This window comes from Terasakiella sp. 4MB5A (genome assembly GCF_050058155.1).
Classification (GTDB): domain Bacteria; phylum Pseudomonadota; class Alphaproteobacteria; order Rhodospirillales; family Terasakiellaceae; genus Terasakiella; species Terasakiella halodenitrificans.
In genome coordinates this window covers 1,665,694-1,691,905 of sequence record NZ_CP188815.1, presented here as the reverse complement: position 1 = coordinate 1,691,905, position 26,212 = coordinate 1,665,694, and the positions used below count along the sequence as shown (strand labels likewise).

Genomic DNA, 26,212 nt, shown 5'->3' with positions numbered 1-26,212 from the left:
TGCTATGAAAAAAGTAGCGATTCTTCAGTCAAATTACATTCCTTGGAAGGGGTATTTTGACATGATTGCTTCTGTAGATGAGTTTGTATTTTACGATGAAGTCCAATTTACTAAAAATGACTGGCGAAATCGAAATAAAATTAAAACACCAAATGGTCTGAATTGGCTAAGCATTCCCGTTGGGAGCAATATTTCACGACGTATCTGCGATGTTGAAATCACTCAACAAAATTGGAAACGCAAACATTGGCGGTCTATAGAGGTAAGTTATGCGAAAGCTCCCTATTTTAAAGAAATATCAGACCTGATAAAGCCCCTTTATGCAGAAGATAAATTAACCAATCTGTCTGAAATAAACACTTTTTTTATCAAGACCATATGTGCCTATTTAGGGATTAACACCCAGTTTAAAAATAGCCAAGATTTTGACCTACCCGAAGGTAAAACAAAAAAATTGGTTTCTCTTTGCCAAGCCTTAAATGGGTCAGTCTATATCTCAGGTCCTGCTGCAAAAGATTATTTAGAAGTTTCCTTATTTAATGAGGCCAATATTGAAGTCTCATGGTTTGATTATTCTGGCTATTCAGAATATCCACAACTTTGGGGAAATTTTGAGCATGGTGTCTCCATCCTTGACTTGTTATTTAATTGCGGACCAAGCAGCCCTCAATACATGAAGTATGTTTAATTAATATGGCCTCTGACATGAAGTATTCAATTATTGTTCCTATTTATCATGATTCGTATCTGGCACCTGCTTTTTGCGCCGAAATTCAAGATGTCATGTCAAACTATTTAAAAACAGACAAGCTCGATGAAATATTAGAAGTTATTTTCATTAACGATGGCAGTGGTCTTGAATGCTTAAATGAACTCATAAGCCTGAGTAAAACCTATCGTTTCGTCAAAGTCTTGGACCTATCCAGAAACTTTGGACAACATTCAGCCATTGCTTGTGGTTTTAAAGAAGCAAAAGGCGAATTCGTTATTCGTATGAATGTGGATATGCAAGCCCCCCCCTCTTACATCCCAAGTATGTGCGAGACAATGGTCAAAGGAGATTACGATCTAGTTATAGGTCAGTATTCCGAAAGGAAAAGTCCCTGGATTAATAAGGTGACCGCTCACCTTTATTTCCGCCTCTTCCGCTTTTTAACAGAATTCGATGCTCCGCAAAACACATCCCCTCTTCGGGTTATGAACAGAAAATTTATTGATGCCTATAACAGCTTAACTGAAAAGTCCCGCTTCCCTCAAGGCTTGGATCAATGGTTAGGTTTTAGGCATAAATATGTTCCAATCGAACATCAGGAACGAATTGATCAAAAATCCTCTTACAATTTTTGGTCTCGCCTTATACTCGCGATTAATGGAATTCTATATTGCTCAAGCAGACCTCTGACTTTAGTTGCGGTATTCGGTTTTATTGTTGCAACTTTAGGATTATTGCTAGCTTTATATATTGTTATCGAAAAACTACTAGGTTATAACTTTGCGTCTGGATTTGCATCGTTTATCTCTTTGGGTCTCATAGGGTTTGGAATACAACTTTTCTGTATGGGCTTAATTGGAATTTACATATCAAAGACTTTTAAAGAAGTTCAAAACCGCCCACTCTATATTATCCGTGAAGAATATACGAACGGGTTCATTTCAGCTACGGGAAAAGACAAATGAAGAAACATGAATCGGCTGTAGTCAGCTACTCATCAGAAGATAGCTTGGACGCGAGAATGACGTTATTTCACAAGATGAAAGAGTACCAAGCAACTGATGATGAAAAAGAACGCTCATTAGGCTTGTTCTTAAGAGGGTCCTTGTTAGCTCGCATTTTAGCGACATCTGAAATTTACCAAATGATCCTTGATAAACCCGGTGCGATTTTGGACATCGGAACATGGCGGGGCCAAACGGCCGTTCTTTGTGAAAACTTTAGAGCAATTTACGAGCCGCTACACTTCAACCGTCGGATTGTTTGTTTCGATACTTTTGAAGGATACAAAGGTTTCTCGGAAAAAGATAAAGCAACTGATTTACATAAGGATGGAACATATGGTGTCGGCGGCGAAGACTACGTAACATTTTTAGAGGACCTTCTGTGTCTGCACGAACAAAACAATGCAATGGGACACAATAATGGCAAACACAAGGTTATAAAAGGTGATTGCTGCGAAACGATCCCTCAGTTTTTTGCAGAAAATGCTCACGAGTTTGTTGCGCTTGCTTTCTTTGATGTTAATTCATTTGTACCGACATTAGATGCCTTTGAAAAAGTTTGGGACCGACTAATCCCCGGTGGCGTTGTTGCATTTTGGCAATTAACACGCAATACAATCCCAGCAGAAGGCAAGGTTTATGCTGAAGAAATAATCGGTAAATACGGGCACTCCGTACGTCGCACTCAAAATTACCCCGGCTTATGCTATTTGGTAAAAGAATAACTTACGTTGGAATAACCTGATATGAAAACAGTTATCGTTGGTAACGGAATTCTTGCTTTGACGAGTGCATTCCGTCTAATTCGTCGTGGAAACCCAGCTGACGAAATTACTATAATCGGAAAACCGGCTCGTGAAGGCTCTGCAACATTAGCTGCAGCAGCTATGTTAAACTCTTTCGCCGAAATTGAAAAAGGCGGGTTAGAGTCAGACCTTGATCTCTATCGTTTCGAATTGAGCCACACAGCAACACGCATGTGGAAAAATTTCGAAGAAGAAATCATTGAAGCGGCAGGCGATACGTTGCCCGATGGCTGTTCCAAGTGCTTAGGGTGCTCTGGCGGCGGTTGTTTTGAAAGTGGTACATATGTCGTAAACAATACCGCTGCCGACGACCTTGATGATGAAAACTTTGATGCTATCGTACAGGCACTCGACGATTTTAATGAGCAATACGACGTTATAAATCCCAAAGATATCCCTGGGTATTTGCCCGAACAACGTTATCGGGCAACCCGTGGAATTTATATCCACAACGAAGGCTGGTTTAACCCACGTCTGATGATTGAGAAACTAGATAACTGTCTTCGCCAATACCCAAATGTTCATTTCGTTGAAGACAATGCCGTTTCCATGAAGGAAGAAAACGGAAAAGTTATTTCCGTTCAGCTCGAAAATAGTGAAATCATTGAAGGTGACCGCTTCCTCCTCGCTACAGGGGCAACCGTTTCCAAGATACTTGACGCGAGTAATTTTGACCTTCCCGTACAGCGTGTTTTCTACGGTGTGGGTGTTTCCATTGAATTAAAAAGCACAGACAATCCACTTGAAAAATGTATTCGTACACCAAATCGTGGGTTGGCATGTGGCTTATACGCCGTTCCTTACTTCCAAGGGCCTAATGTTGCCAATGACCATATACTCGTTGGCGCAAGTAACTTCATTACACCTTACCCCTATGATTACGGTCGTTTAACAAGCGTCGAAGGACTTATTCGGGGGGCGATGGAACAAGTCAATCGCAACTTCTATCGTGCCGACCTGGTACGCGTAAACGTTGGATGGCGACCAACCAGTCAGGACTCCTACCCTATGATAGGTAAAACATCATTGGCTAATCTGGTGATTGCGACAGCTACAAAACGTGACGGTTTCCATATGTCTCCTCTTATCTCGGAAAACGTCGCAGCCCTGCTGAACGATGAAGAAATAGATGAACGCTTTAACGTATTTGCGCCAGAACGAAAACCAATTATGGAGCTAACACGCGAACAAGCCATTGAAAAAGCTTTGCGCCATCAATTAAACGCTGCTTACCAACACGGTTTTGTCCCTTCTAAAAACCGGATGGTTGATCAGGTTCGTCAAAAAATGAAAGATGACCTCGAAGCCTTGCATGACCAAGTCGGCGCTGTCGATTGGGGCATTCCACCTGAAATGCTTGATATGTACCGCTATGGACATGCGAAAATCTGATGAAAATGCTCCTTACCATAGCCCCTACTTTGTTATTAGTTGTCTATGGACAATTGATGACAAAGTGGCGGGTTGAAATACTCGGGAAAGCAAATTCAACCAGTGAAAACCCTGTTTTCACTGGATTGATCGGAAAAATTTATAATTTCCTGTCTGACCCCTTTATTATTTCAGCCTATGTTACTGCCCTGATGGCGTCAATTACATGGATCTTTGTCTTAGAGCGTTATCCCATATCCTCAGCCTTCCCAATATACATTGGACTGACATCCATCTCCGTATTTCTTGGTGGTGTGTTTCTTTTTGGAGAAACATATAGCTTTATGAAAATATTAAGCGCTGCCCTTATTATCATTGGCGTTATTATTGGCGTGCAAGAAACATAACTCATTCAAAAGAATTAATTAAGATGCTAAAGTATTTAAAAAATACATTTCAATATTTAGAAAAATACAAATTAGATATTATATCAATACTTGGGATATTGTTTTTTTCTTTTGTTGTGTCTGTGTTCTATTTAAAGGCTAACTTTGATAAAGGGCAATTTTATCAATATCAATTTACACCTGCTGTAACTCATGCCTGCGGTCATGGTTATATTAATATTGAGATCACTAAAAGCACTAAAACCTTAGAATCTTTTTTAAACCAGGAAAGTAGCTCTTTTTCCTGTAATGGTTTAAACTCAGGGTATAGGGAAGTAGAACTTAATGGAATGCAGCGCGGCCATTACTATTTAATGATGGCCGTCTCTTATGCTTGGCAAATGAGTGGTTCCATATCTTGGAAAACACTCATTCCTTATTTCGCAGTCTTCTATGCATTTTCAATAGTAACCTGTTTTCTTCTTTTTCGAACATTACTTACACGTCCCTTTGCTATTTGCGGGGCTTTATTTTTAACACTTTCAGATTTATATCTATCCTATATTATTAATTTTCGCGATTTTTCAAAAGCACCAAGCTTAATTTTAGCTGTTGCACTATCCATTTCACTCATAAAATCAAAAAATTACAAAACTCAACTCCTACTATCAACAGCAACAGGCATCCTGATCGGAGCTTCTCTTGGCTTCCGAATGGATGTCATGGTGTTGATACCAATTACTTTGTTAGCCTTAATCTTCTTTGTAAATCTACCTATTACACTTCGTGGAGCATATTTAAGGCTTCTTCTTATATTTACTTTTCTAGGAAGTTTTTGGATTGTCGCACTACCAATACTCAACCTGTTAGAAGGTGTCGGTGGTAACTTTTTTCATGTCGCATTGCTTGGGCTTTCATCATTTTTTGATTCCGCTATCGGTATGACCAATGGGCTGCCGATTATTCCTTATAGTAACGATGTCTATGTAGAACACACGGTAAATGCTTGGTACAGTGACACCCCCGATCGCATAGCCCGATTTGTTATGGGGTCACCTGAATATGATATAACTTCACAAGCCTATTATTTTCATATTGCGAATTATTTCCCTGCAGACTTTTTCTTGTCTGGTATTGCTAGTATTAGAAATATATTAAACCTGTTTTTCTTATTTCCCAGCGATGTCTTCGGATATAACTTTCTCTCTGATGCCATCAAAAACACACCAATTTGGCTTAAAGTTTTCATTGCTGTAACACCGCTTATTACTGCGGTATTCCAAAAAAAATATGGCGCCCGGTTCGCACTCTATATCATATTTTTAGTTGGATATATTGGTGGCGCATCATCGTTACAATATCACCCAAGACATACCTTTTATGCCTTAGCATTCTCCATATTTTTATTACTAACATCTTGTCAAATTTATTGGAACATTATCAAATTCTTCTTTAAAAACAGTCTTGGAAAAACAATAGACATTATAAAACCAAAGCTAATTAAGGAAAATTTTATTGGTATTTTCCTTGTATTGGCCTTCGTTTTCATTATTCCTACCATTATTTATAAAACCCTTTTGATCTTTCAAGATTATAAAACTGTTGAAATTCAGGAGGAATACCTAGACCTAAAGCTGGAACCAACACCCTTAAAAAGAAGTGATACAACCTCATACATCGCTTACCAACAAGACCACTCTATGCGTGATAATTTCGGAAAAGATTTTTTCTATATGAATTATATCGCTCTAGATTTAGACGCATCCGCTTGCAAAAACAAAGACCTTAATCTCTATTTTGCTTATGATGCACCAAACACTTACTTGAACTTTTCTAAAACCTTTTCAATATCCCTAGATAAAGACTATCGCTTCTTTGTACCAACCTTTGTCAGTGGAAAAATCATACACCGATTTAAGTTTGAAAAATTGCTTATTTTAAAAGAAGATGAAAAGTGTATCTCACGAATATCACGCGTTGCTACAAATGAAAAACCACCTTTTGTAATGGCCCTAGCCGTTCCATTGCAAAAAAATCAAATTACAGCTCTTCCTCATAGAACACTTTATAAAAACTACTTAGTGACGCAAAGGTCCTATGACGGGAATATTTTGCAATTTGGGCTTAATAAACTAAGGAATTACTATTTCGACTTTGAGGGTCAGCTATCCACTGTAGATACGTCTCATGCTGACATCTATGATCAGGCAATAACCTTGTCCCAAACAGCCACTATATCCTATGATGGCATACCTCAGGGGGTGTATAGTTACCTACTATCTGTTCCTCAACCTTCCATATCTGAATATGGATTCAGAATATCAGGTGAAATTGAAAAAGGAACAATCGCAATAGGAACAATAAATAGCAGTGGGAATTGGGAATGGCAAACTCCTGTAAGTAAAAAGTTTAAACTTGCAGGACAAGTCCCCCCTAACGGGAAAGTTCTCATCACTGCCTATTCCATAAAAGAGGGCGCAGGAACACCTGTAAAATTCAAAATCTCGAAATTCGAATGGTTAAAGAAATAAAATAATATTATAGACAGGGTCATTCCTCAAAACTGGAATACCCTTAGTTGCCCCTAAGATTCTTTAGCCTTCTCTTTGCTCATACCCACAGATAATTTGATTGCGTTATTGCAACCTTTCTGGCACAAAAAACACCTAGAAATCGTTTTGTTTTATTGTGTCTGATCGCACAATATGAGGAGTTGAAATGCGGCTATTGATTACAGGGGGAGCCGGTTTTATTGGTTCGGCACTCATCAGGTATCTCATTAAAAATACTAAAAATACGATCCTGAATATAGACAAGCTGACCTATGCCGGAAACTTGGAATCCTTACTCAGCATTTCAAGCCATAAACGTTATCAGTTCCAAAAAATTGATATTTGTGATCAAACAGCTTTAGAGGCCGCCTTTTCTTCTTTTAAGCCCGATGCCGTTATGCATCTTGCTGCAGAGTCTCATGTTGACCGTTCTTTGACAGGCCCAGCCGCCTTCATTGAAACGAATATTGTCGGCACTTATACTCTGCTTGAAGTCTCCCGGAAATACTGGGAGAAGCTGCCCTCACAACAACAAGACAGTTTTCGTTTTCATCATATTTCTACAGATGAAGTCTTCGGCGACCTCGCCAACACGACAGACCTATTCGTCGAAACAACACCTTATGCGCCCAGCTCACCCTATTCTGCAAGCAAAGCCAGCTCAGACCACCTTGTGCGCGCCTGGCGTCGTTCTTACGGCTTGCCTACAGTGATCAGCAATTGCTCCAATAATTATGGTCCTTATCAGTTTCCTGAAAAGCTAATTCCTTTGATGATTACGAATGCCCTAAAGGGAAAACCCTTACCTGTCTATGGGGCCGGAGATCAAATTCGCGATTGGTTATATGTCAATGATCATGCAAAAGCCCTTTATGCTGTCCTGACAAAAGGCGAAGTTGGTGAGACCTACAATATTGGTGGGCACAACGAAATGCGAAACATTGATGTCGTTACAATGATATGCGATCTACTTAGCGAGAAAATGGATGGGCAAGACTTTAGAAAGCTAATCACTTTTGTTACTGACCGTGCGGGTCACGATTTACGCTACGCTATTGATGCCAGTAAAATTGAGCGTGAACTTGGATGGACACCAGATGTAACGTTCAAAGAAGGCTTGGAACAAACCATCCAATGGTATCTTGATCATCCGCAATGGTGGGAACGTATCTTTAATGGTCGTTATCTAGAGACCAATAATGCCATAACTGAATAATCATCATAGCTTAAATAGCTTTGTCCTGCTTCAATATACTGCAAAGAAGGTTAAAAATGATTCCCTTTAACAAACCCTATTTAACCGGCAATGAGATCCAGTATTTGAGCCAAGCCTTAGAAGCAGGACACCTTTCTGGCGATGGAGCATTTACGCGACAATGCCATTCATGGCTTATATCAAATACCGGGGCAGCCAAGGCGCTTCTTACTCATTCTTGTACAGCAGCACTTGAAATGGCGGCACTTTTAATTGACCTTTGCCCAGGTGACGAAATTATCATGCCAGCCTATACCTTTGTTTCAACAGCAAACGCTTTTGTACTGCGCGGTGCTGTGCCCGTATTCGTAGACATATGCCCTGATACCTTAAATATTGACCCAGATTGCATTGAACAAGCCATCACACCAAAAACTAAAGCAATTGTCCCTGTGCATTATGCAGGTGTTGCATGCGAAATGGATACAATTTTAGACATCGCAAAGCGTCACAATCTTTATGTAATTGAAGATGCTGCCCAAGGGGTCATGTCGACTTATAATGATAAACCGTTAGGTACCATTGGTGACATGGGCACTTTTTCCTTCCATGAAACAAAAAACATCATCTCCGGTGAAGGGGGGGCCCTATTATTGAGGGATGCTGATTTTGCAGAACGCGCTGAAATCATCCGGGAAAAAGGAACAAACCGCAGTTTATTTTTTAGAGGGCAAGTCGACAAATATACTTGGTGTGATATTGGTTCATCTTATCTACCCAGCGAATTAATTGCGGCCGTTCTATACGCTCAGCTGGAAAAAGCAGAATTCATCACAAGCAAGCGCTTGGATATATGGAATCGATATCACGAAGCGCTCGCTCCCTTGGAACAAGCAGGACATATCTCTCGACCCGTTGTCCCCTCAAACTGTCGTCACAATGCGCACATGTATTATATACTTGCAGAAAGTTTAGAGGTTAGAACCCGTTTGATTGAACATCTGCGTACATGTGAGATCAGTGCGCCCTTCCATTATATCCCTTTGCAAACATCCCCAATGGGACAAAAAGTAGGGCGATATGCTGGCAAACTGAACAATACAGATGAAAAGTCGGAACAGATTCTTCGTCTTCCGTTGTTTGCTGGTATGACTAAAACTGAGCAAGATACAGTCATAAACACAATCAATAATTTCTTTTAATACCAAACGACCCGATATGACCGTTGTGCCCATACGTTCTTTTCAACGATATGTATAACTGCATCTGTGATCTTCTAGGTCCTGTTGACAAAATATTTTACCCATACCCGAATTGATGTGACCTGCACGAAGCCAAGGAAACTGAGCATCGTCTTGTCATACCGAGTTGCAACCCGGCGAGCATTTTTGAGTTTGTTGAAGCAGCGTTCAACCTGATTTCTCAAGCCATATACGAAATCATCAACGGGAGTGATTTCCTTTCGGTTTTTCCGCATTGGGATCATGGCGTATCCACCGCGTTTCTCCATATCGTCCCGAATGGAGTTTGCATCGTAGCCTTTGTCTGCCAATAGAACCTTGGCATCTGGACCACCCCATTCCATCAATGGAGCATACCCTTTGTAATCTGATGTTTGGCCTTCGCTGATTTCCAGAGCTATTGGCAAGCCTTCGGCATTTGTTCGAAGGTGTATTTTGGACGTAAAGCCACCTTTTGAACGGCCGAGACCCTCTTTTTGAGTCCCCCTTTTGCCCCAGCAGCCTGATGATGGGCTCTGATGATTGTGCTATCTATCATTTGCACTGTATCTGGAACGGCTTTGGCATCGTTCAAGGCATCCAGTAGAACATCCCAAACGCCGAGCAATGTCCAGCGGCGGAATTGACGATAAACAGAGGACCATTTACCGAAGTAATTGGGGAGGTCACGCCAAGGTGCTCCTGTCCGGGCAATCCAAAAAATACCATCAAGAGTGAGGCGGTGATTTGAGGGAGGACGGCCAGATTTTGGCCCTTGGGCATGAAGGAATGGCTCGAAGAATAACCATTCATCGTCGCTCATCAAATTCCGCATAGACTTCTCCTCATAAACTTCTCCTCATAAAAAGAAGTCTTGAATCACATTCTAAGCAATTTGTGAACCCACTTTGTCAACAGGACCTACCTCAATCAATGAGTCCTGAGCCTAAGTAAGAATAAGTCGTGTAGACTTACTAACAATAACCCTCTATATCTATATCTATATCTATATCTATATCTATATCTATATCTATATGAATGAATTCATATGGATCTTTTCATTTATTAGATGTAAGGTGAAACCTAATGAAATTCTTAATTTTTGTTTCTCTGTTTACCCTCGCGCATATAAACCTAGCCAACGCTGATCCTATAAATGATCCGAGTAAATGGATGGATAATTTGTGCAAAGAAATCATCAAAGATGAAGCAAAGGGAGCAAAAATGGTTACTTCTGCTATGGATTTTGGAAATGTCCAAAGCCAATCTCAAATAGCAAGTCAAGAACTGGCATTTAAAGGTGCTTTCGAACAAGCTAAGAAATTCTATGGGAAGCTCGAGACCTGCAGTTATGGGAACGAATCAGCCATTGGCGAAGATTTGAAAAAAGTGGCCTATGTCGCAAAGTACGCCATTCTCCCAACTATTTTGGAGGGCTACTTCGTAAAAGGTTCAAGTGGTTGGAAGGTGTTTGGGGTATCTTTTCTCGACCAAAAAAAAGAATACCCTTTCAAATGAGTCCGCGCTATTGAATAAAAAAGACGATTTATACTGGGAAAATCGTCTTTTTATATTTTCTGATACTTCACTCAAATATCTGAGTAAATCATTGCTTGCTTAAGCACCCTTAATCATTGATCTCTATATATAAAATCAATAAAAATCAGTACTTAAAACAACAAGCACTGGAACGGCTGACCGCAAGTGGCCCATTTTTTATTCAACCGATACAGTGTCGATTAAAACACAAATTAATCTTCTGTGTTTTCCTCAATCTGATCCGCCGCTTTGCCTTCAGCTTTTTCCAGTTTAGCGGCACGTGCGCGCGCAACGATAACGGCTTTTTCCAAGTCTGCTTCGGTGCACAGACCCAAAGTTACCGGATTGCGTGCTGTGATATTGGGAGAATTCCAATGTGTTTTATCACGAATCGCTTTAATGGTCGGCTTGGTTGTTCCCAACAACTTGGAGATTTGCACATCTTGCAGTTCCGGGTGGTTTTTCACAAGCCATGCGATTCCGTCCGGGCGGTCCTGACGTTTGGAAACAGGCGTATAACGTGCACCTTTCCCACGGGCTGTGGGAACCGGGTTGGTTGAACGCGCCAATTTCAAACGTGCTTTTGGATCAGCTGCACAACGATCCAGTTCAGCTTGCGTCAACTGACCATTTGCGATCGGGTCCATTCCCTGCATGCCCATACCGACATCGCCATCAGCAATGGCTTGGATCTCCAATTCATGCAAACCACAAAAATCAGCGATTTGGATAAAGCTCAGGGCTGTGTTTTCGACGAGCCAAACGGCCGTCGCCTTGGGCATAAGAGGCAGCGCCATCTTGGTATTCCTTTTCTTAAGTAAGAATCTTGATTGAACATAGGTCAATCTAATTGATTTGTTACCCTATATATAATGGACTTTTCGCTCAGGTCAAACTTCTTCCATATGAAAGAGATCAACTTTCAACATTCAGGACGATTTTACCGATATGTTGACTGCTTTCCATCAATTCATGTGCTGCACATGCATCCTTCATAGCAAATGATTTAAACAAAACCGGCTTAACCTTTCCGCTTTCAATCAAAGGCCAGACAGTTTCACGCAATTGCCCGGCAATTTCTTTCTTAATTTCCAATGGTTGTTGGCGAAGCGTTGACCCGGTAATCGTCAATTGCTTCATCATAACGGACATAAAGTTCACTTCTGCCTTAGAGCCCTGCAAATAAGCGATATTGATTAAACGCCCCTTTTTCGCCAAACATTTAATGTGACGAGAGATATAATCGCCCCCGACCATATCGAGAATCATATCCACGCCTTTTCCATTTGTGGCTTCTTTAATAGCGTCGACAAAATCCTTATTCTTATAATTAATCGCCAATGAGGCCCCAAGATCGCGGCACGCCTGACATTTTGCATCACTACCGGCTGTCGTAAAGACAGTCACACCCAATGCTGTTGCCATCTGAATCGCGGTTGTACCGATTCCACTGGAACCACCTTGTACCAACAAAGTTTGCCCCGGTTTTAATCCCCCCTGAAGATAAAGATTAAACCAAACTGTAAAAAAAGTTTCAGGCACAGCGGCGGCTTCTTCCATCGTTAAACCGGATGGAATGGGTAAACACTGTTCTGCCGGAACAACACAATACTGGGCATAGCCCCCCCCGTTAGTCAGGGCACAAATTTGATCCCCAACAGACAGGTTTGTAACACCTTCACCCCGTGCGACGACCTCACCGGAAATCTCCAACCCCAACAGGTCAGACGCCCCTGGTGGTGGCGGATAAAGTCCTTTTCGTTGAATGACATCCGGGCGATTCACACCTGCCGACGCAACCTTAACGAGGATCTCCTCAGCCCCTGCAACGGGAACATTGCGCTCCGCCAATATCAAAACATCCGGCCCACCCGGCTCACGTATTTCCACACACTTCATTGTCTGTTCGATCATAACCTTGGGACCCTATTTTTTGTTCAATAAAATACACAGTCATGCTTTTTAAAATAATTTAGTTTCCTTGACAAACGTCAATTTTTGCTGCGCTGCAGCAACTATTTTTCTTGACCGGGCCCTTTTACCCCGCCTAAAGTGCCTCTGCCGACAAAAGGCAAGTTTGACAGGTTGAGGCCATAATAATAGGGGCTGCCAGTTCCATATAGAGAACGGCAGCCCTAATTAATTTCACCTCGGGCAATACACAGCGTAACATAAATAATATTTAACCGTTGCCGTTTTCATTGAATCCGGCTAGAAAGCCGCGTTTGGAATTTTTGCGCCCTCAACTCGCGCGGATAGGGATATGACTGACAGAGCCTTACTGCCAACCGGCCTAGAAGATGTTTTACCAATTGATGCACAACATGAAGCATCCGTCGTCGATCATCTTATGCATACTTTTGCATCTATGGGCTATGATCGTGTCAAACCACCCCTTATCGAATTTGAAGATAACCTGTTGCAAGGCAGCGGTGCGGCAATTTCAGCGCAGACATTTCGCGTAATGGACCCGGTTTCACAACGGATGTTGGGAATTCGCCCAGACATGACCGTGCAAGTTGAACGTATCGCCACCACCCGCCTAATCAATGCACCGCGTCCTTTACGGTTGAGCTACGCCGGACAGGTTTTACGTGTCAAAGGCTCCCAACTGCGCCCGGAACGCCAATTCACCCAAACCGGGATTGAATTGATCGGGTCCGATGCCCACACGGCAGATTGCGAAATTATCCTGCTTGCCCATGAAGCCTTAAGCAAAGCCGGTGTCAAAAATCTCAGCGTTGATCTTGGCTTACCTGCCCTTGTCCCGGCAATCTGCGAAGATTTAAACATGGACCAACAGACCCGCGAAGATTTACGCATGGCACTGGATCGCAAGGATGCAGCAAGCGTGAAAGCATTGGGCGGTGTGGCGGCAAAACTTTTTGCGCAATTGCTAGACAGTGCCGGACCTGCATCTCATGCCATTACCATTTTGAAAAAACTGGACTTGGGCGGCAAAGCAAAAGAATTACGTGAACGACTGATCAATGTATATGAACTGGTTAAATCACAGGCCCCGGATCTGAGCATTACAATCGATGCCTCGGAAAACCGTGGGTATGAATATCATACAGGTGTAGCCTATACCTATTATGCAAAAGGCGCACGTGGTGAGTTGGGCCGTGGTGGTCGCTATGTTGCGGGTTCAGGCGAGGCAGCAACTGGTTTTACCGTATTTGTCGACAGCCTGATGCGCGCCCTTGAGAAACCCAAAACACCTGAAAAAGTTTTCCTTCCCTTTGCAACATCACCACAAGAAGGTGCACGTCTCAGAACGGATGGACATATTATCGTAAACGGATTGCAAGAAGTTCCAGACGAACAAGCCGAAGGCTTGCGCATGGGTTGCAGTCATATCTTCTTAAACGGAAACATCGTAGCACTGTCCCGTTAAGGGCAGTATTCAAGACGGAGATTTTCACCAATGACAAACGTAGTAGTGATCGGGTCCCAGTGGGGCGACGAAGGTAAAGGCAAAATCGTTGATTGGCTTTGCGAACGTGCCGATGTCGTCGTTCGTTTTCAAGGCGGTCACAACGCTGGTCACACTCTTGTTATCGATGGTGTGAAATATAAGCTCAGCCTGTTGCCCTCTGGTATCGTGCGCGGTGGCAAACTGTCTGTCATCGGTAACGGTGTCGTCATCGATCCGGCGGCCCTTTTGCGCGAAATAGATACGATCCGTGGACAAGGCGTAGAAATCACACCGGATACTTTGGCCATTGCCGAAAATGCCTGTTTAATCCTGCCCATCCACCAACAACTGGATAATGTGCGCGAAGAAGCCCTGGGCAACGCAAAAATCGGAACAACAGGTCGCGGCATTGGCCCGGCTTACGAAGATAAAGTCGGTCGCCGCGCCATTCGTTTTGGCGATTTGGCAGACCCGGAAACTTTACCGGCTAAAATCGAAAAACTTCTTACCCATCATAACGCCATCCTGCGGGGCTTGGGCAAAGACGAATTCAGCGTTGAAGAACTCTTAAACCCACTTTTGGAAATGGCACCAACACTGATGCCTTATTCCAAAATTGTTTGGCAATTGCTGGACGAAGCAAAAAGCAAAGGTCAACGCATCCTGTTTGAAGGTGCGCAAGGGACCCTGCTGGATATCGACCACGGCACCGTTCCTTTTGTAACCTCTTCCAACACTGTCGCCGGACAAGCTTCTGCGGGTTCTGGCATGGGCCCTGGGTCTTTGAACTATATCCTCGGCATTACAAAAGCCTATACAACACGTGTGGGGTCCGGCCCCTTCCCGACAGAATTGCTCGACGAAGTTGGTCAAGGTCTGGGGGAACGTGGTCATGAATTTGGGACCGTCACAGGTCGTCAACGCCGTTGCGGCTGGTTCGATGCCGTTCTGGTTCGCCAAGCTGTTAAAGTCAACGGTATCAGCGGCATTGCCTTGACCAAACTGGATGTCTTGGACGGTATGGATGAATTGAAAATCTGCACCGGCTATGAACTGGATGGCAAAGTTATCAAACACCTGCCGTCAAACCCGGCAGAACAAGCCCGCGTCGTCCCCGTCTATGAAGTTATGGAAGGCTGGAAAGAAAGCACAGAAGGCGCGCGTAGCTGGGGCGATCTACCCGCGACATGCGTGAAGTACGTCAAACGTGTCGAAGAATTGATTGAAGCTCCGGTTGCTGTCTGTTCTACAAGCCCGGAACGTGACGATACAATTTTGGTAACAGACCCGTTTGGTGGTTGATCCATAGAACGGACTAAAATAGTTCTTAAAAATACCCTGTTCTTTGGATCAGGGTATTTTTTTTATTTTTTTCACTCCCTTTTAACTGTTTGTCTTTTAACATTTATGTGATTTCTATTTTCTTTTCGGCTACCATAGCGCAGTGTTAGTCGAAACAAGACATAAAGCCCACGCGCATAGAGAAAAGACCCATTTATGGCCGAACAGGATAAACCCGACGCACAAGCTGCACCAAATGCAGCCCCCAGTGCCGCTGCACCGAAGGAAAAGGCAAAACCTATTCCCCCTGTGACGTTGGATCGTTTCAATATTCTGCCCGGTTCACCTATCCCGGAACTTTCCACCCCATCCGCGCGCGCTTATGTTGCCGAAGATAAACGCAACAGTGAACGTAAACTCTTCGCCTTAATCTGCCCGCCTTTTTTGGGGGCTAGAACAGGCGTTTTAGAAATCCTAAAAGGCGCCAACATTCGCGGCGCAATGGGCCTTGTTGAATGGGGGGTGGTTTCATGGCCCTTGGTCAATCAACGCACCATCGCTGTCATTTACGAGCGTCCAAATGGTGGGCGACTGCTGGATCATCTTGGTAAAATCAACCAACATGAAATGGTTCGCAAAATCATTGAACCGCTTTGCCACGGCTTGATGGAACTCTCGTCACGCGGGGTATCACATCGGCAAATCCGCCCGTCCAACCTGTTTTTTATGGATGGGTCAATGGAACGGCTTGTCCTGGGGGATTGCGCCACGGTTCCTGCCGGATACGACCAACCCATTTTATTTGAAACGCTGGAACGCGGTGCTGCACCACCGGCGGGACGCGGGGCTGGAGATGTAAGTGATGATATGTACGCCCTTGGGGTATCCATCATGTTCGCCTTGGCCGGTGGCAATCCCGTTCCCCATTTACGCACTGATGATGAAATTCTCTATGCAAAGATGATTGAAGGCTCTTACACCACCTTGGTGGCACAAGAACCAATTCCGGCAAATATGGTGGAATGTTTACGCGGGCTTTTATCTGATGATGAACATGAACGCTGGAGTCTGGAACAACTGGACCTGTGGATCAATGGCCGGCGTTTAACTCCCATTCAGAAAAAATCCGCGCCAAAAGCCAAACGTTATATTGATTATGCCGGACGCGAACATTTCAACACCAGAACATTATCCTTGGCCGTGTCGCGTATGCCGTCACAGGTTGACCGTCTTGTAAAAGATAATCTTCTCGAAACATGGCTGAAGCGTGACCTGGAAAATTCAGATTTATCTTCGGCGGCCTCCAACGCGATTCATATGGCGCAAAATCAAGCTGGCGACAAAGACTTAATTGCCGCACGGATCGGTATCGTTCTGGATCCATCCCTACCTGTGCGCTACAAAGATTGCTGGTTTATGCCCGATGGGTTCGGCACCACACTTGCCCATTCTATTCTTCAAAAAGGCAATGCCAATACACCGGTTGAAGTGATCTCGCGTGGCTTGCCACGCGCCTGGTTTGATGCCCAAGATACCTATAACCCGGTTTATGTCGCCCTTGAGAAAAACTTCGATCAATTGCTGGATTTTGTGCAGGAACGTAAAATCGGTTACGGGATTGAACGTTGTCTTTATGAAACCAACCCAACTCTTCCTTGCCAAAGTCCTTTGATCGTTGAGGAATACGTCACAACAATTAAAGAACTTATGCCTGCGCTGGAAAGAATTTCAGCAAAAATTGATAAAAAGCGCAAACCAATTGATCGACATATTGTTGCTTTCATTGCCGCCCGTCTGAATCAGAATATTGACCCTCATGTCAAAGCTGTTGGAGATGAGCGTGAAGAAATTGCGACATTAGGTATGTTAAGTCTACTCGCGCTTGTCCAATGGCGTACAAAATCAGGACCATTACTTGGTTTTACAAGTTGGGTCGGTGCCCATATGGGACCTGCGATCAAAGCCTATCACAGCAAATCAATTCGCGAAGAGATAGAAAAAGAAGTCCCAAAGTTAATCCGTAAAGGCAACTTGGCAGATTTGTTTAATTTGCTGGATAATGCCGAACAACGCGCGCAAGACCACATGGATTTCAAAGATGCCTGTCAGGAATTTGAAGAGGCTGAAAATGAAATTAAAGATATAGAAGACGGTTCCAACACCTTGCAAAAAAATTCCAGTCGGATCGGAGAGCAAGCCGCAGCAATGACATCCATTGTTATTGCCCTTCTCATCATCACAGTCACCTTTTTGGGTAAACTCTGGTAGGCACGAACAAAATGGCAAAAAAACCACTTAGAAAAGTTCCTCCCAAAAAAGGTGGTGGCGGCCTTATGCTCTTAGGCATGATGGCGCTGTTTGCCGCCCTCATCCTGATGCTGGTTTCAATGGCGTCCTTGGTTTTGGTCGTCTTTGGCATGCTTCCGACTTTTGTCGCTGTCCTGATTGATCGGTCCGCACAACGCTTTGCCTTTATCAGCGTGCTCGCCATGAACTTGGCTGGCGTCTTCCCTTATCTATTGGACCTGTGGATGGGCAGTAACAGCATGTCGGTTGCTATTGACAGCCTGACCGATGTTTTCTCCCTCTTCACCATGTATGGATCTGCCGCAGTCGGCTGGGTTTTATTTATCGTTACACCACCGATTGTCACCACAGTTATGACTTTCATTGCCCAACGGCGCGTGTCAATTCTGCGGGGCAATCAAAAAAAATTACTGGCCGAATGGGGCAATGCCGTTGCAAACCTTGAAGATGATCCGATGGAAGAAAGTGAAGCAAAAGAACCAAATGCACCGGGCGCGGCCCCCAGTGCCCCTAAAGCAGATCGAGCAAAAAAATAAAGAAAAAGCACCTCTCATATGATTGGTGCTTTCTTCTTATCGCTCTCTAAAACATAACAGGTTAGAAATTTTCACGCATTTCTTTTTCATGCATGCGTTGTTCAATCATCGCATTCTTCATTGATTTTTGTAGTTTTTCAAAAGCACGCACTTCGATTTGACGGATACGTTCACGCGAAACACCATATTCCTGCGAAAGATCCTCCAACGTCGTTGGGCGGTCTTTCAATCGGCGTTCTTGCAAAATATGTCGCTCTCTCTCATTCAAAACTTTCAAACCTGCTTCAAGCATGAAGCGTCGGTTATCCAGTTCTTCTTTTTGTGCCAGTTCTTTTTCCTGATTGCTTTTTTCGTCCACTAACCAATCAATCCACTCACCTTCGCCATCCATACGTAAAGGGGAATTCAGGCTATGATCCGAACTTGCAAGACGTCGGTTCATTTGAATGACTTCTTCTTCCGGAACATCCAGTTTCTTAGAAATTTTAGAAACATGTTCAGGGTGAAGGTCTCCCTCTTCAATGGCCTGCATTTGGCCTTTCAATTTGCGCAAATTGAAAAACAATTTTTTCTGGGCTGCGGTTGTTCCCATTTTAACCAAAGACCAGGAATGCAGAATATATTCTTGGATAGAGGCCCGTATCCACCACATGGCATAGGTCGCCAAACGGAAACCACGTTCCGGGTCAAACCGTTTTACAGCTTGCATCATTCCCACATTGCCTTCTGAAATCAATTCACCAACCGGCAGGCCATAACCGCGATACCCCATTGCGATTTTCGCAACAAGGCGCAGATGGCTGGTTACGAGCTTGTGAGCAGCTTCATGATCTTCTCGCTCTTGCCAGCTTACAGCAAGGCTATACTCTTCCTCGACGCTCAGCATCGGGAATTTTCGAATTTCACTCAGATAACGCGAAAGATTACTTTCGGGTGTAAAAGAAAGTCCAAAGGTATTTGTCGCCATGTGCCATCCCCCTTGTCGGATATGGGTTACACGGACAGTTCGGCAGAACTATCCGTCATGGATGCCCTCCTCAGAATTTAAATCCCCTTCACCTTTTATAGTACCTAACTCAGATACTCAGGTATATAACATTTTTATATTTTTTTGAGAATTTCGCATAAGACATTAATTTCAATAGGTAAATTATTTTCAAACCGAAGAAACTCTTTTGTTCGCGGGTGCAAAAACCCTATAATATATGCGTGTAAAGCATGGCGAGTAAATTGGCTGAATTCCGCCTTTTGTTCGCTACTGAGCATGCGCAACACACGCGACGGCGTGCGCCCATACAAGGCATCCCCAACAACGGTGTTACCTTGCTCTGACATATGCACCCGTATTTGGTGCGTTCTTCCCGTTTCCAAACGACACTCAACCAACGAGGCAAAGGTGCCAACCGCTTTCATATAGCGGTAATTGGTCACAGCCGTCTTGCCCCCTGATTTTACAATTGCCATTTTTTTACGATTTTGCGGACTACGACCGATATTCCCTTCAATTCGTCCTTCTTTTGGATTCGGTACCCCCCAAACAACTGCTTGATAAGCCCGTTCCAAAGAATGGGCTGCAAATTGTTCTGATAAAGAGACATGGGCGATATCATTTTTCGCAACCACCATCAAGCCGCTGGTTTCTTTGTCAAGGCGATGAACAATCCCCGGACGTTTCACCCCACCAATACCGGACAGGCTACCTGCACAATGATAAAGCAATGCATTTACAAGGGTTCCGGTGTAATTGCCCGCCGCCGGATGCACCACCATACCTGCGGGTTTATTAATCACCAACAAATCATCATCTTCATAGACAATCTCAAGCGCAATGTTTTCGGCTTGTGGTTCGTAGTCCTCTGCTTCGGGAATTTCGATAAAAAACTGTTGTCCGGGTTTGACCCGAACCGACGGGTCGGTTATGGTCTGCCCCGCACAGAAAACGGACCCGCCTTCAATCAAGGCTTTCAGTCGAGATCGTGATAAGCCGCTATCGCCAAAGGATAGAAGTTTATCCAGACGAATCCCTTGATCTTCATCGCGGGCTATTACTGTGAATGTATCGCTCATTGTCACCAAAGCTAGAGTTAAAATTTATGAGAACTGTACTCGTTTCTGCCGTCGTCGGCATGGGAATTCTGATTATCCTCGGTATGATTGCTTTGGTTTACGGCCTAATACAGAAGTCAGACAACCCTGATTTTAAATTTTTTGACCTTGCCACAGAAGTACCGGAACTGGAACAAGCCTTAAAAGAGGTGGAAGTCCCGCTGGTTGGCAAGAAAAAAGACACGACATCAACCACAGAAGTAACACCCACACCTTTGACCCAAACACCTGCAAAAGCATTTGGCGATATGCGTCTGGAAATCCCAAAAGGCTATAAAATCGTAGAAACAGATATGGATTCTCAACGTCTTGTTTTACGTATGATCAACGAACAAGGTATGAACCGCTTGATGATTTTAGATATCAACAGCGGTGCCAAGCTGGGTGGTCTATCTCTCGCTCCAGCGGAATGATCTTTACACGACCTCAAATAAACCAACTGTTTGAACAGGCACGCAACGCCTATCCAGAGGAATGTTGCGGCCTGCTCAGCGGGACTCACGATCAGGTTCATGCTGTTCATCCCGCCACCAACGTCAGTACCGGGGACAAAACCAAAACCTTTGAAATTGATGCAAAGGTTCGATTTGATCTAATTGCACAAACGGGGGAGCGTAACATCCTCGGCATTTATCATTCCCACCCCACAGGGTCGCCTTACCCGTCTAAAACCGATAAATCGATGGTTTATGAACCCGAACTCATCTGGGTAATCCTAACTTTGGAAGAAATAAAGGCTTTCCGCTTTATTGAGGCAAAACAAGACTTTAAAGAGATCCCCATTCAGGTTAATCTAGACTAAGAACAGCCAAATGAAGGATGGGTGAAATGAACTTTTGCAGCGATAATACGGCAGGTGTCTCCCCAGAAATAATCGATGCGCTCGCAAAAGCCAATGTCGATACGGCGATGCCCTATGGTGCAGATGCGCTGACGAAAAAGGTCGAACAACGTTTCAACGATCTTTTTGAATGCGAAACCTCTGTTTATCTGGTCACAACAGGAACTGCCGCCAACGCCTTGGCCCTTGGTGCGATTTCCCCCTCCTATGGCAGTATTTATTGTCACAAGGATGCCCATATCAATTGTGATGAATGCGGCGCACCTGAATTTTATACAAGTGGTGCAAAACTTGTCACCCTGCCCGGCCCCAACGGCAAACTCCATCAAGGCGAAGTCGAAGCTGCACTTTCTGCAACTGATGATGCCGTTCACCATACCCAACCTGCGGCCATTAGTATCTCACAAGCCTCAGAAGCAGGAACAGTATACGGCCCCGGCGAAATTCATCACCTCAGCCATGTTGCCAAAGAATATGGCCTTTATTTACATATGGACGGTGCGCGTTTTGCCAATGCGCTAAACACCCTAGGGTGCAGCCCTGCTGAAATGACATGGAAAGCTGGTGTTGATGTTCTCAGCTTCGGTTCCACCAAAAATGGCACCATGAATGCCGAGGCCGTCGTTTTCTTTAATGACAAAATCGGTAAGTCGATTGGTTATAAACGCAAACGTGCTGGACAATTACAATCCAAAATGCGTTTTATTGCAGCCCAATGGGATGCCTATCTGGAAAATGATCTTTGGCTAAAAAATGCCACCCATGCCAATACGATGGCGCAAAAAATGGCCAAAGGCCTGGGAGGCGTTGTTGGAAGCGAACTATACTATCCGGTCGAAGCCAACGAAATTTTTATCAGCATGCCAGAACCTATCTTGCAGAAACTGGAAACAGCCGGATATGCCTTCTATCGCTGGCATGATGCCCATTGCCCAGTCATCCGCCTTGTGACGTCTTTCAATACGAATGAACAAGACGTGGACGGTTTTATTCAAACCGCCCTGAATGCCCAAACAGAATAATTAACTCCGCGACCAAGCATCGATACCACCGCGCAGATTGGTTACATTTTCATAACCTTGCTGGCGCAAGAAACCTGTAACCTGCATGGAACGTCCGCCAATGTGGCACAGGACGACAACGGTTTTATCTTCCGGGATTTTATCAAGGTTCTGTGGGATTTCATGCATTGGGATTTCCAATGCCCCGTCAAAGGCATGAGAGGCGGTTTCCGCCGGTTCACGTACATCCAGAACAATATGATCCAGCCCGGTTTCCCGATATTCTTTCAGGGTTGCGACATTAATTTCATATGGCAGCATTTAGTTGACCTTTTTATAATATTAAAAATTTTCCGCAGACATATCTTCTAATTTTGAAGAGTTCAACTAAAAATCAAGCCCTAAATCCAAACAAGGCGCACTATGGGTCAACCAACCCACTGAAATAACATCCACCCCACTGGCCGCAATCGCGGGTGCTGTTTCCAATGTCACCCCGCCGGACGCTTCGGCCACAGCGCGACCATCAATCATCTTGACGGCTTCTTTCAACAGGTCCGGTCCCATGTTATCCAACAAAATAACATCGGCACCCGCCTTTAAACCTTCTTCAAGCTGATTAAGGTTGTCAACTTCCAATTCAATTTTCACCATATGGCCGACTTTGCTTTTTGCCCGTTCAATCGCTTGGGTAATACCGCCACAAGCCGCAATGTGATTGTCCTTAATCATTAGACCGTCATCCAGACCAAAACGGTGATTAAAGCCCCCGCCACAACGCACGGCATATTTTTCAAAGGCCCGCAACCCCGGCGTGGTTTTACGTGTACAGGTAATACGCGCCTTGGTTCCCGCGACCGCATCAACGATCTTGCGTGTTTCCGACGCAATACCGGACAGATGCCCCATATAGTTTAACGCGACACGTTCGCCTGTCAGGATGGCACGTGCGGGGCCTTCCAGCACCGCAACCGTATCACCGGGGGCCACACGACCACCATCGGCAATATAGACTTCCATATCCACACGCGGGTCCAACAAGGCAAATGTCATTTCCGCGATATCGATACCGGATAACGCACCGACCTGACGCGCATTGATAGAGGCCTTCACCCACGCATCATCATCAATAACAATATCGGTTGTCAAATCACCCCCACGGCCCAAATCCTCAGCCAGTGCATTACGCACCGCAGGTTCGATCAAAATGGGAGAAAGCGGTTCTACTTTTACGCCGGCGTCTGACATGTGTTTACTGTCCCTTGAATATCAGCCCCAATATTGAGGCCCCTTATAAATGCATCGACTTCACGCAAGGTTGTTTTGCTGCGTGTTGCCTGTTTCTCGTCCGTTTCCGGATAATCACTTCTGAAATGACCGCCCCGGCTCTCACAACGTTCCAGCGCACAGACCAAAATCATTTTAGCACTGATCAAACGGTTGCAAAATTCCGGGCAATAAAGTTCAGATTTCTGTTCCCATTCCACAATCTGACTGAGCGCGTCAAACAAGCTGGCTTCATTACGTTCCACACCACAGGCTGCATACATTAGGTTTGCCAATTGTGGTCCCAGATCAATCCCGCCTGTCAGGCCGAGTGCGGGCAGGTTAGCCAATGGTTCATTGTCCAGATTTTCCAGAATATCCTGCGCTGCCCGACGACCAAAAACGACTGCTTCCAACAAGGAATTGCTCGCCAATCGGTTGGCGCCATGCACACCGGTGCAGGCAACTTCGCCTACAGCCCACAATCCTTGGATGCTGGTTTGCCCGTCTAGTGTCACGTCCACCCCGCCCATATGATAATGGGCCGCTGGTGTAATCGGGATCGGTTGAACACGCGGGTCTAGCCCGGCATCCTGACAATATCCCCAAACGGTGGGGAACCGTGTTGGAAATTCATCCCCAACCGCTTCCCGCGCATCAAGAAAGACTTTCTCCCCCGCTTTCACACGGCGCCAAATGGCGCGGGCAACCACATCACGTGGGGCCAGTTCCGCATCGGGGTGAACTGATGGCATAAAACGCACACCTCGGGCATCAATCAAATGTGCCCCTTCACCACGCAAAGCTTCGGTTGCCAAGGGCATGGGCGTTACGCCAACATCAATAGCCGTGGGGTGAAATTGCACAAATTCCAGATCAGCCAAGCGCGCGCAGGCACGTGCCGCCATCGCAATACCTTCGCCGCCGGACTCTGCCGGATTGGTCGTATAAGCAAACAAACTGCCAATTCCACCTGTTGCTAAAACGGTTGCTTTGGCGGTAATGGCCAGATCAGAACCATCCTTACCCTTGGCAAACGCCCCTTTGACACAGGCATTTTCAACAATCAATTCATGTGCGGTAAAATCTTGCATGACGTGGATGTTTTGCGTATGCGACACAGCTTGACCAAGGGCACGCATAATTTCTTTACCCGTGCTATCGCCTTGTGCATGTAAAATACGGCGGAAAGAATGCGCCGCTTCGCGCCCCAGGCTCAGCTTGCCTTCTGCGTCCCGATCAAAATTGACCCCCCACGCAATCAGGGCCTCAATCAATTCCGGCCCTTCGTGAGTGATAATGCGTGCAGCCTTATCACACGACAGATCAACCCCAACATCCAGCGTATCTTTCAGATGCTCTTTGGGATGGTCATCTTCGCCGACAGCCGCCGCAATACCGCCTTGCGCCCACGAACTGCTGGACCCTTCGCCAACAGGTGCTTTGGCCAAAACAGTGACGTCCAACCCTGCCAGCTCTAACGCACTAACCAGACCGGCAGCACCGGCCCCAATGATCAACACATCTGTTTTCATGCTTTTCATCGCACTGCTTTCTATTAGCTCGCCGCGATCATTGCCTCGATCGATGCACGCGCAGGTGCGGCCATCGCTTCATCCACATGGACTTCGTTGGATAAATCACGCAAACAATCAACAATTTTCTGCAAGGTGATTTTTTTCATATGCGGACACATAGAACAGGACATAATAAATTCACTGTCCGGACAGTCCGCACGAATATTATCACTCATGGAACATTCTGTAATCAGGGCAACCAGCTCCGGCTTTTTCTCTTTTACAAAATCTGCCATCCCTGTGGTGGACCCTGAAAAATCAGCCGCATCCAAAACATCCGGTGGGCATTCTGGGTGAGCCAGAACGACACATTCCGGGTGATCTTTTTTAATCTGTTCGATATCTTCTTTTTTATAAAGCTCGTGAACTTCACAACGCCCTGCCCATGTCAAAATTTCGACATCCGTTGTTTTGGCAACGTTTTGCGCCAGAAACTCATCCGGGATCAGCAAAACTTTGTCGCTTCCCAAAGATTCAACAATCTTTTTGGCATTGGCTGAGGTACAACAGATATCGACTTCCGCCTTTACTTCGGCAGAGGTATTCACATAGGTACAAACTGGAACACCCGGGTTATCCGCTTTCAGTTTGCGCACATCGGCGCCTGTAATGGACTCTGCCAGCGAACAGCCTGCTTCCGGGTCCGGGATTAAAACCTTTTTAGACGGGTTTAACAGTTTGGCTGTTTCCGCCATAAAATGCACACCACAGACGACCATGACATCGGCATCAACTTCTTTTGCCTTAACCGCCAAGGCCAATGAGTCCCCCACAATATCAGACACACAGTGGAAAATATCACGTGTTTGATAGTTGTGCGCCAAAATGACAGCGTTGCGTTCTTTTTTCAGGCGTAGGATTTCATCCACATACGGGGCAATAACCGGCCATTCTTCAGCGGTAATATGGCCTTTCACACGCTCATAAACCGGCGCCATACGCGCGGCAACATCGGCGGTATATTCAAAATCATCATTTACCCGTTGGGCTAAGGCAGTCATTTTCAAGGCTCCTTATGCTCAAGTTGAGCATATATCTTTTAAAAATTTTCGGAGGCTGAAACGTTAACCTCCATTTGAGCATAAGTTAGGACT

The 26,212-nt window shown here is 44.8% G+C and carries 25 protein-coding genes; 16 read left to right on the top strand and 9 right to left on the bottom strand.

All coding sequences use genetic code 11. From position 1 onward, the window contains the following. Positions 1-4 precede the first annotated feature (4 nt). The 8 genes from ACI0FF_RS07835 (at position 5) to rffA (ending at position 9,228) form a co-directional block, all read left to right on the top strand. Positions 5-688: a WbqC family protein gene (locus tag ACI0FF_RS07835; protein ID WP_419799550.1), complete on the top strand. Its 684-nt coding sequence runs from the start codon at positions 5-7 to the stop codon at positions 686-688. 17 nt (positions 689-705) lie between these two features. Next, positions 706-1,677 carry a glycosyltransferase family 2 protein gene (locus ACI0FF_RS07830; RefSeq protein WP_419799549.1) on the top strand — a complete coding sequence of 324 codons (972 nt, stop codon included), beginning with the start codon at positions 706-708 and terminating at the stop codon, positions 1,675-1,677. Beyond that, complete coding sequence (locus ACI0FF_RS07825; RefSeq protein WP_419799548.1) at positions 1,674-2,441, top strand: TylF/MycF/NovP-related O-methyltransferase; 768 nt, start codon at positions 1,674-1,676, stop codon at positions 2,439-2,441. The genes ACI0FF_RS07830 and ACI0FF_RS07825 overlap by 4 nt, the downstream gene beginning before the upstream one ends. 21 nt (positions 2,442-2,462) lie before the next feature. Then, positions 2,463-3,914, top strand: a complete 1,452-nt coding sequence (locus tag ACI0FF_RS07820) for an NAD(P)/FAD-dependent oxidoreductase (RefSeq protein WP_419799547.1) — start codon at positions 2,463-2,465, stop codon at positions 3,912-3,914. Next, positions 3,914-4,300: a hypothetical protein gene (locus tag ACI0FF_RS07815; RefSeq protein WP_417821171.1), complete on the top strand. Its 387-nt coding sequence runs from the start codon at positions 3,914-3,916 to the stop codon at positions 4,298-4,300. The genes ACI0FF_RS07820 and ACI0FF_RS07815 overlap by 1 nt, the downstream gene beginning before the upstream one ends. Before the next feature lie 23 nt (positions 4,301-4,323). Further along, entirely contained in the window at positions 4,324-6,810 is a 2,487-nt protein-coding gene (locus ACI0FF_RS07810; RefSeq protein ID WP_419799546.1) for a hypothetical protein, read from the top strand. A gap of 187 nt (positions 6,811-6,997) precedes the next feature. Then, a complete protein-coding gene (rfbB, locus tag ACI0FF_RS07805; protein WP_419799545.1) occupies positions 6,998-8,047 on the top strand; it encodes a dTDP-glucose 4,6-dehydratase in 1,050 nt (349 codons plus the stop codon). Positions 8,048-8,103: 56 nt separating this feature from the next. Then, positions 8,104-9,228, top strand: coding sequence for a dTDP-4-amino-4,6-dideoxygalactose transaminase (gene rffA / locus ACI0FF_RS07800; RefSeq protein ID WP_419799544.1), 1,125 nt, complete (start codon positions 8,104-8,106; stop codon positions 9,226-9,228). Positions 9,229-9,302: 74 nt separating this feature from the next. Here rffA and ACI0FF_RS07795 read toward each other — a convergent pair. Next, a protein-coding gene (locus ACI0FF_RS07795; protein ID WP_419796873.1) for an IS5 family transposase occupies positions 9,303-10,081 on the bottom strand; the annotation gives its coding sequence in 2 pieces (ribosomal slippage) (positions 9,303-9,760 and positions 9,760-10,081; 780 coding nt in all). A gap of 251 nt (positions 10,082-10,332) precedes the next feature. Between ACI0FF_RS07795 and ACI0FF_RS07790 the strand changes: the two genes are divergently transcribed. Then, entirely contained in the window at positions 10,333-10,764 is a 432-nt protein-coding gene (locus ACI0FF_RS07790; protein ID WP_419799543.1) for a hypothetical protein, read from the top strand. A 233-nt stretch (positions 10,765-10,997) separates the two neighbouring features. Here ACI0FF_RS07790 and ACI0FF_RS07785 read toward each other — a convergent pair whose 3' ends face one another. Both ACI0FF_RS07785 and ACI0FF_RS07780 read right to left on the bottom strand, forming a co-directional pair. Next, entirely contained in the window at positions 10,998-11,582 is a 585-nt protein-coding gene (locus tag ACI0FF_RS07785; RefSeq protein ID WP_419799542.1) for a DUF1013 domain-containing protein, read from the bottom strand. A 118-nt stretch (positions 11,583-11,700) separates the two neighbouring features. Beyond that, positions 11,701-12,699 carry an NAD(P)H-quinone oxidoreductase gene (locus ACI0FF_RS07780; RefSeq protein WP_419799541.1) on the bottom strand — a complete coding sequence of 333 codons (999 nt, stop codon included), beginning with the start codon at positions 12,697-12,699 and terminating at the stop codon, positions 11,701-11,703. Positions 12,700-13,048: 349 nt separating this feature from the next. Between ACI0FF_RS07780 and ACI0FF_RS07775 the strand changes: the two genes are divergently transcribed. The 4 genes from ACI0FF_RS07775 to ACI0FF_RS07760 all read left to right on the top strand — a co-directional run bounded on the left by ACI0FF_RS07775 (position 13,049) and on the right by ACI0FF_RS07760 (position 18,327). Continuing rightward, positions 13,049-14,182 (top strand): ATP phosphoribosyltransferase regulatory subunit, encoded by a 1,134-nt coding sequence (locus ACI0FF_RS07775; RefSeq protein ID WP_419799540.1) that lies wholly within the window; start codon positions 13,049-13,051, stop codon positions 14,180-14,182. A gap of 30 nt (positions 14,183-14,212) precedes the next feature. Next, positions 14,213-15,505, top strand: coding sequence for an adenylosuccinate synthase (locus ACI0FF_RS07770; protein ID WP_419799539.1), 1,293 nt, complete (start codon positions 14,213-14,215; stop codon positions 15,503-15,505). Positions 15,506-15,700: 195 nt separating this feature from the next. Further along, entirely contained in the window at positions 15,701-17,752 is a 2,052-nt protein-coding gene (locus ACI0FF_RS07765) for a hypothetical protein (protein WP_419799538.1), read from the top strand. Between the two features lie 11 nt (positions 17,753-17,763). Beyond that, positions 17,764-18,327: an acyl-CoA synthetase gene (locus ACI0FF_RS07760; RefSeq protein ID WP_419799537.1), complete on the top strand. Its 564-nt coding sequence runs from the start codon at positions 17,764-17,766 to the stop codon at positions 18,325-18,327. Positions 18,328-18,388: 61 nt separating this feature from the next. On the opposite strand, the gene rpoH is transcribed toward ACI0FF_RS07760, so the two are convergent. Together rpoH and ACI0FF_RS07750 are read right to left on the bottom strand one after the other, a co-directional pair. Beyond that, complete coding sequence (gene rpoH / locus ACI0FF_RS07755) at positions 18,389-19,294, bottom strand: RNA polymerase sigma factor RpoH (RefSeq protein WP_419799536.1); 906 nt, start codon at positions 19,292-19,294, stop codon at positions 18,389-18,391. A gap of 134 nt (positions 19,295-19,428) precedes the next feature. Beyond that, positions 19,429-20,394, bottom strand: a complete 966-nt coding sequence (locus tag ACI0FF_RS07750) for an RluA family pseudouridine synthase (RefSeq protein ID WP_419799535.1) — start codon at positions 20,392-20,394, stop codon at positions 19,429-19,431. Positions 20,395-20,420: 26 nt separating this feature from the next. On the opposite strand from ACI0FF_RS07750, the gene ACI0FF_RS07745 reads away from it, so the two are divergent. Genes ACI0FF_RS07745 through ACI0FF_RS07735 form a run of 3 tightly spaced genes read left to right on the top strand, consistent with a single transcriptional unit; the run spans position 20,421 to position 22,296 of the window. Then, positions 20,421-20,846 carry a hypothetical protein gene (locus tag ACI0FF_RS07745; protein WP_419799534.1) on the top strand — a complete coding sequence of 142 codons (426 nt, stop codon included), beginning with the start codon at positions 20,421-20,423 and terminating at the stop codon, positions 20,844-20,846. Then, positions 20,843-21,235, top strand: a complete 393-nt coding sequence (locus ACI0FF_RS07740) for a Mov34/MPN/PAD-1 family protein (RefSeq protein ID WP_419799533.1) — start codon at positions 20,843-20,845, stop codon at positions 21,233-21,235. Before ACI0FF_RS07745 ends, ACI0FF_RS07740 begins: the two co-directional genes overlap by 4 nt. 26 nt (positions 21,236-21,261) lie before the next feature. Beyond that, complete coding sequence (locus tag ACI0FF_RS07735; protein WP_419799532.1) at positions 21,262-22,296, top strand: threonine aldolase family protein; 1,035 nt, start codon at positions 21,262-21,264, stop codon at positions 22,294-22,296. Here ACI0FF_RS07735 and ACI0FF_RS07730 read toward each other — a convergent pair whose 3' ends face one another. The 4 genes from ACI0FF_RS07730 to nadA all read right to left on the bottom strand — a co-directional run bounded on the left by ACI0FF_RS07730 (position 22,297) and on the right by nadA (position 26,119). Continuing rightward, entirely contained in the window at positions 22,297-22,596 is a 300-nt protein-coding gene (locus ACI0FF_RS07730) for a rhodanese-like domain-containing protein (protein ID WP_419799531.1), read from the bottom strand. 66 nt (positions 22,597-22,662) lie between these two features. Next, positions 22,663-23,523: a carboxylating nicotinate-nucleotide diphosphorylase gene (gene nadC, locus ACI0FF_RS07725; protein ID WP_419799530.1), complete on the bottom strand. Its 861-nt coding sequence runs from the start codon at positions 23,521-23,523 to the stop codon at positions 22,663-22,665. Next, positions 23,505-25,085: an L-aspartate oxidase gene (locus ACI0FF_RS07720; protein ID WP_419799529.1), complete on the bottom strand. Its 1,581-nt coding sequence runs from the start codon at positions 25,083-25,085 to the stop codon at positions 23,505-23,507. The genes nadC and ACI0FF_RS07720 overlap by 19 nt, the downstream gene beginning before the upstream one ends. A gap of 14 nt (positions 25,086-25,099) precedes the next feature. Then, entirely contained in the window at positions 25,100-26,119 is a 1,020-nt protein-coding gene (nadA, locus tag ACI0FF_RS07715; protein ID WP_419799528.1) for a quinolinate synthase NadA, read from the bottom strand. Positions 26,120-26,212 lie beyond the last annotated feature (93 nt).

Coding starts and splice junctions, on each gene's coding strand:
- ACI0FF_RS07835 (WP_419799550.1), top strand. CDS start 5: ATGAAAAAAGTAGCGATTCTTCAGTCAAATTACATTCCTTGGAAGGGG.
- ACI0FF_RS07830 (WP_419799549.1), top strand. CDS start 706: ATGAAGTATTCAATTATTGTTCCTATTTATCATGATTCGTATCTGGCA.
- ACI0FF_RS07825 (WP_419799548.1), top strand. CDS start 1,674: ATGAAGAAACATGAATCGGCTGTAGTCAGCTACTCATCAGAAGATAGC.
- ACI0FF_RS07820 (WP_419799547.1), top strand. CDS start 2,463: ATGAAAACAGTTATCGTTGGTAACGGAATTCTTGCTTTGACGAGTGCA.
- ACI0FF_RS07815 (WP_417821171.1), top strand. CDS start 3,914: ATGAAAATGCTCCTTACCATAGCCCCTACTTTGTTATTAGTTGTCTAT.
- ACI0FF_RS07810 (WP_419799546.1), top strand. CDS start 4,324: ATGCTAAAGTATTTAAAAAATACATTTCAATATTTAGAAAAATACAAA.
- rfbB (WP_419799545.1), top strand. CDS start 6,998: ATGCGGCTATTGATTACAGGGGGAGCCGGTTTTATTGGTTCGGCACTC.
- rffA (WP_419799544.1), top strand. CDS start 8,104: ATGATTCCCTTTAACAAACCCTATTTAACCGGCAATGAGATCCAGTAT.
- ACI0FF_RS07790 (WP_419799543.1), top strand. CDS start 10,333: ATGAAATTCTTAATTTTTGTTTCTCTGTTTACCCTCGCGCATATAAAC.
- ACI0FF_RS07785 (WP_419799542.1), bottom strand. CDS start 11,582: ATGGCGCTGCCTCTTATGCCCAAGGCGACGGCCGTTTGGCTCGTCGAA.
- ACI0FF_RS07780 (WP_419799541.1), bottom strand. CDS start 12,699: ATGATCGAACAGACAATGAAGTGTGTGGAAATACGTGAGCCGGGTGGG.
- ACI0FF_RS07775 (WP_419799540.1), top strand. CDS start 13,049: ATGACTGACAGAGCCTTACTGCCAACCGGCCTAGAAGATGTTTTACCA.
- ACI0FF_RS07770 (WP_419799539.1), top strand. CDS start 14,213: ATGACAAACGTAGTAGTGATCGGGTCCCAGTGGGGCGACGAAGGTAAA.
- ACI0FF_RS07765 (WP_419799538.1), top strand. CDS start 15,701: ATGGCCGAACAGGATAAACCCGACGCACAAGCTGCACCAAATGCAGCC.
- ACI0FF_RS07760 (WP_419799537.1), top strand. CDS start 17,764: ATGGCAAAAAAACCACTTAGAAAAGTTCCTCCCAAAAAAGGTGGTGGC.
- rpoH (WP_419799536.1), bottom strand. CDS start 19,294: ATGGCGACAAATACCTTTGGACTTTCTTTTACACCCGAAAGTAATCTT.
- ACI0FF_RS07750 (WP_419799535.1), bottom strand. CDS start 20,394: ATGAGCGATACATTCACAGTAATAGCCCGCGATGAAGATCAAGGGATT.
- ACI0FF_RS07745 (WP_419799534.1), top strand. CDS start 20,421: ATGAGAACTGTACTCGTTTCTGCCGTCGTCGGCATGGGAATTCTGATT.
- ACI0FF_RS07740 (WP_419799533.1), top strand. CDS start 20,843: ATGATCTTTACACGACCTCAAATAAACCAACTGTTTGAACAGGCACGC.
- ACI0FF_RS07735 (WP_419799532.1), top strand. CDS start 21,262: ATGAACTTTTGCAGCGATAATACGGCAGGTGTCTCCCCAGAAATAATC.
- ACI0FF_RS07730 (WP_419799531.1), bottom strand. CDS start 22,596: ATGCTGCCATATGAAATTAATGTCGCAACCCTGAAAGAATATCGGGAA.
- nadC (WP_419799530.1), bottom strand. CDS start 23,523: ATGTCAGACGCCGGCGTAAAAGTAGAACCGCTTTCTCCCATTTTGATC.
- ACI0FF_RS07720 (WP_419799529.1), bottom strand. CDS start 25,085: ATGAAAAGCATGAAAACAGATGTGTTGATCATTGGGGCCGGTGCTGCC.
- nadA (WP_419799528.1), bottom strand. CDS start 26,119: ATGACTGCCTTAGCCCAACGGGTAAATGATGATTTTGAATATACCGCC.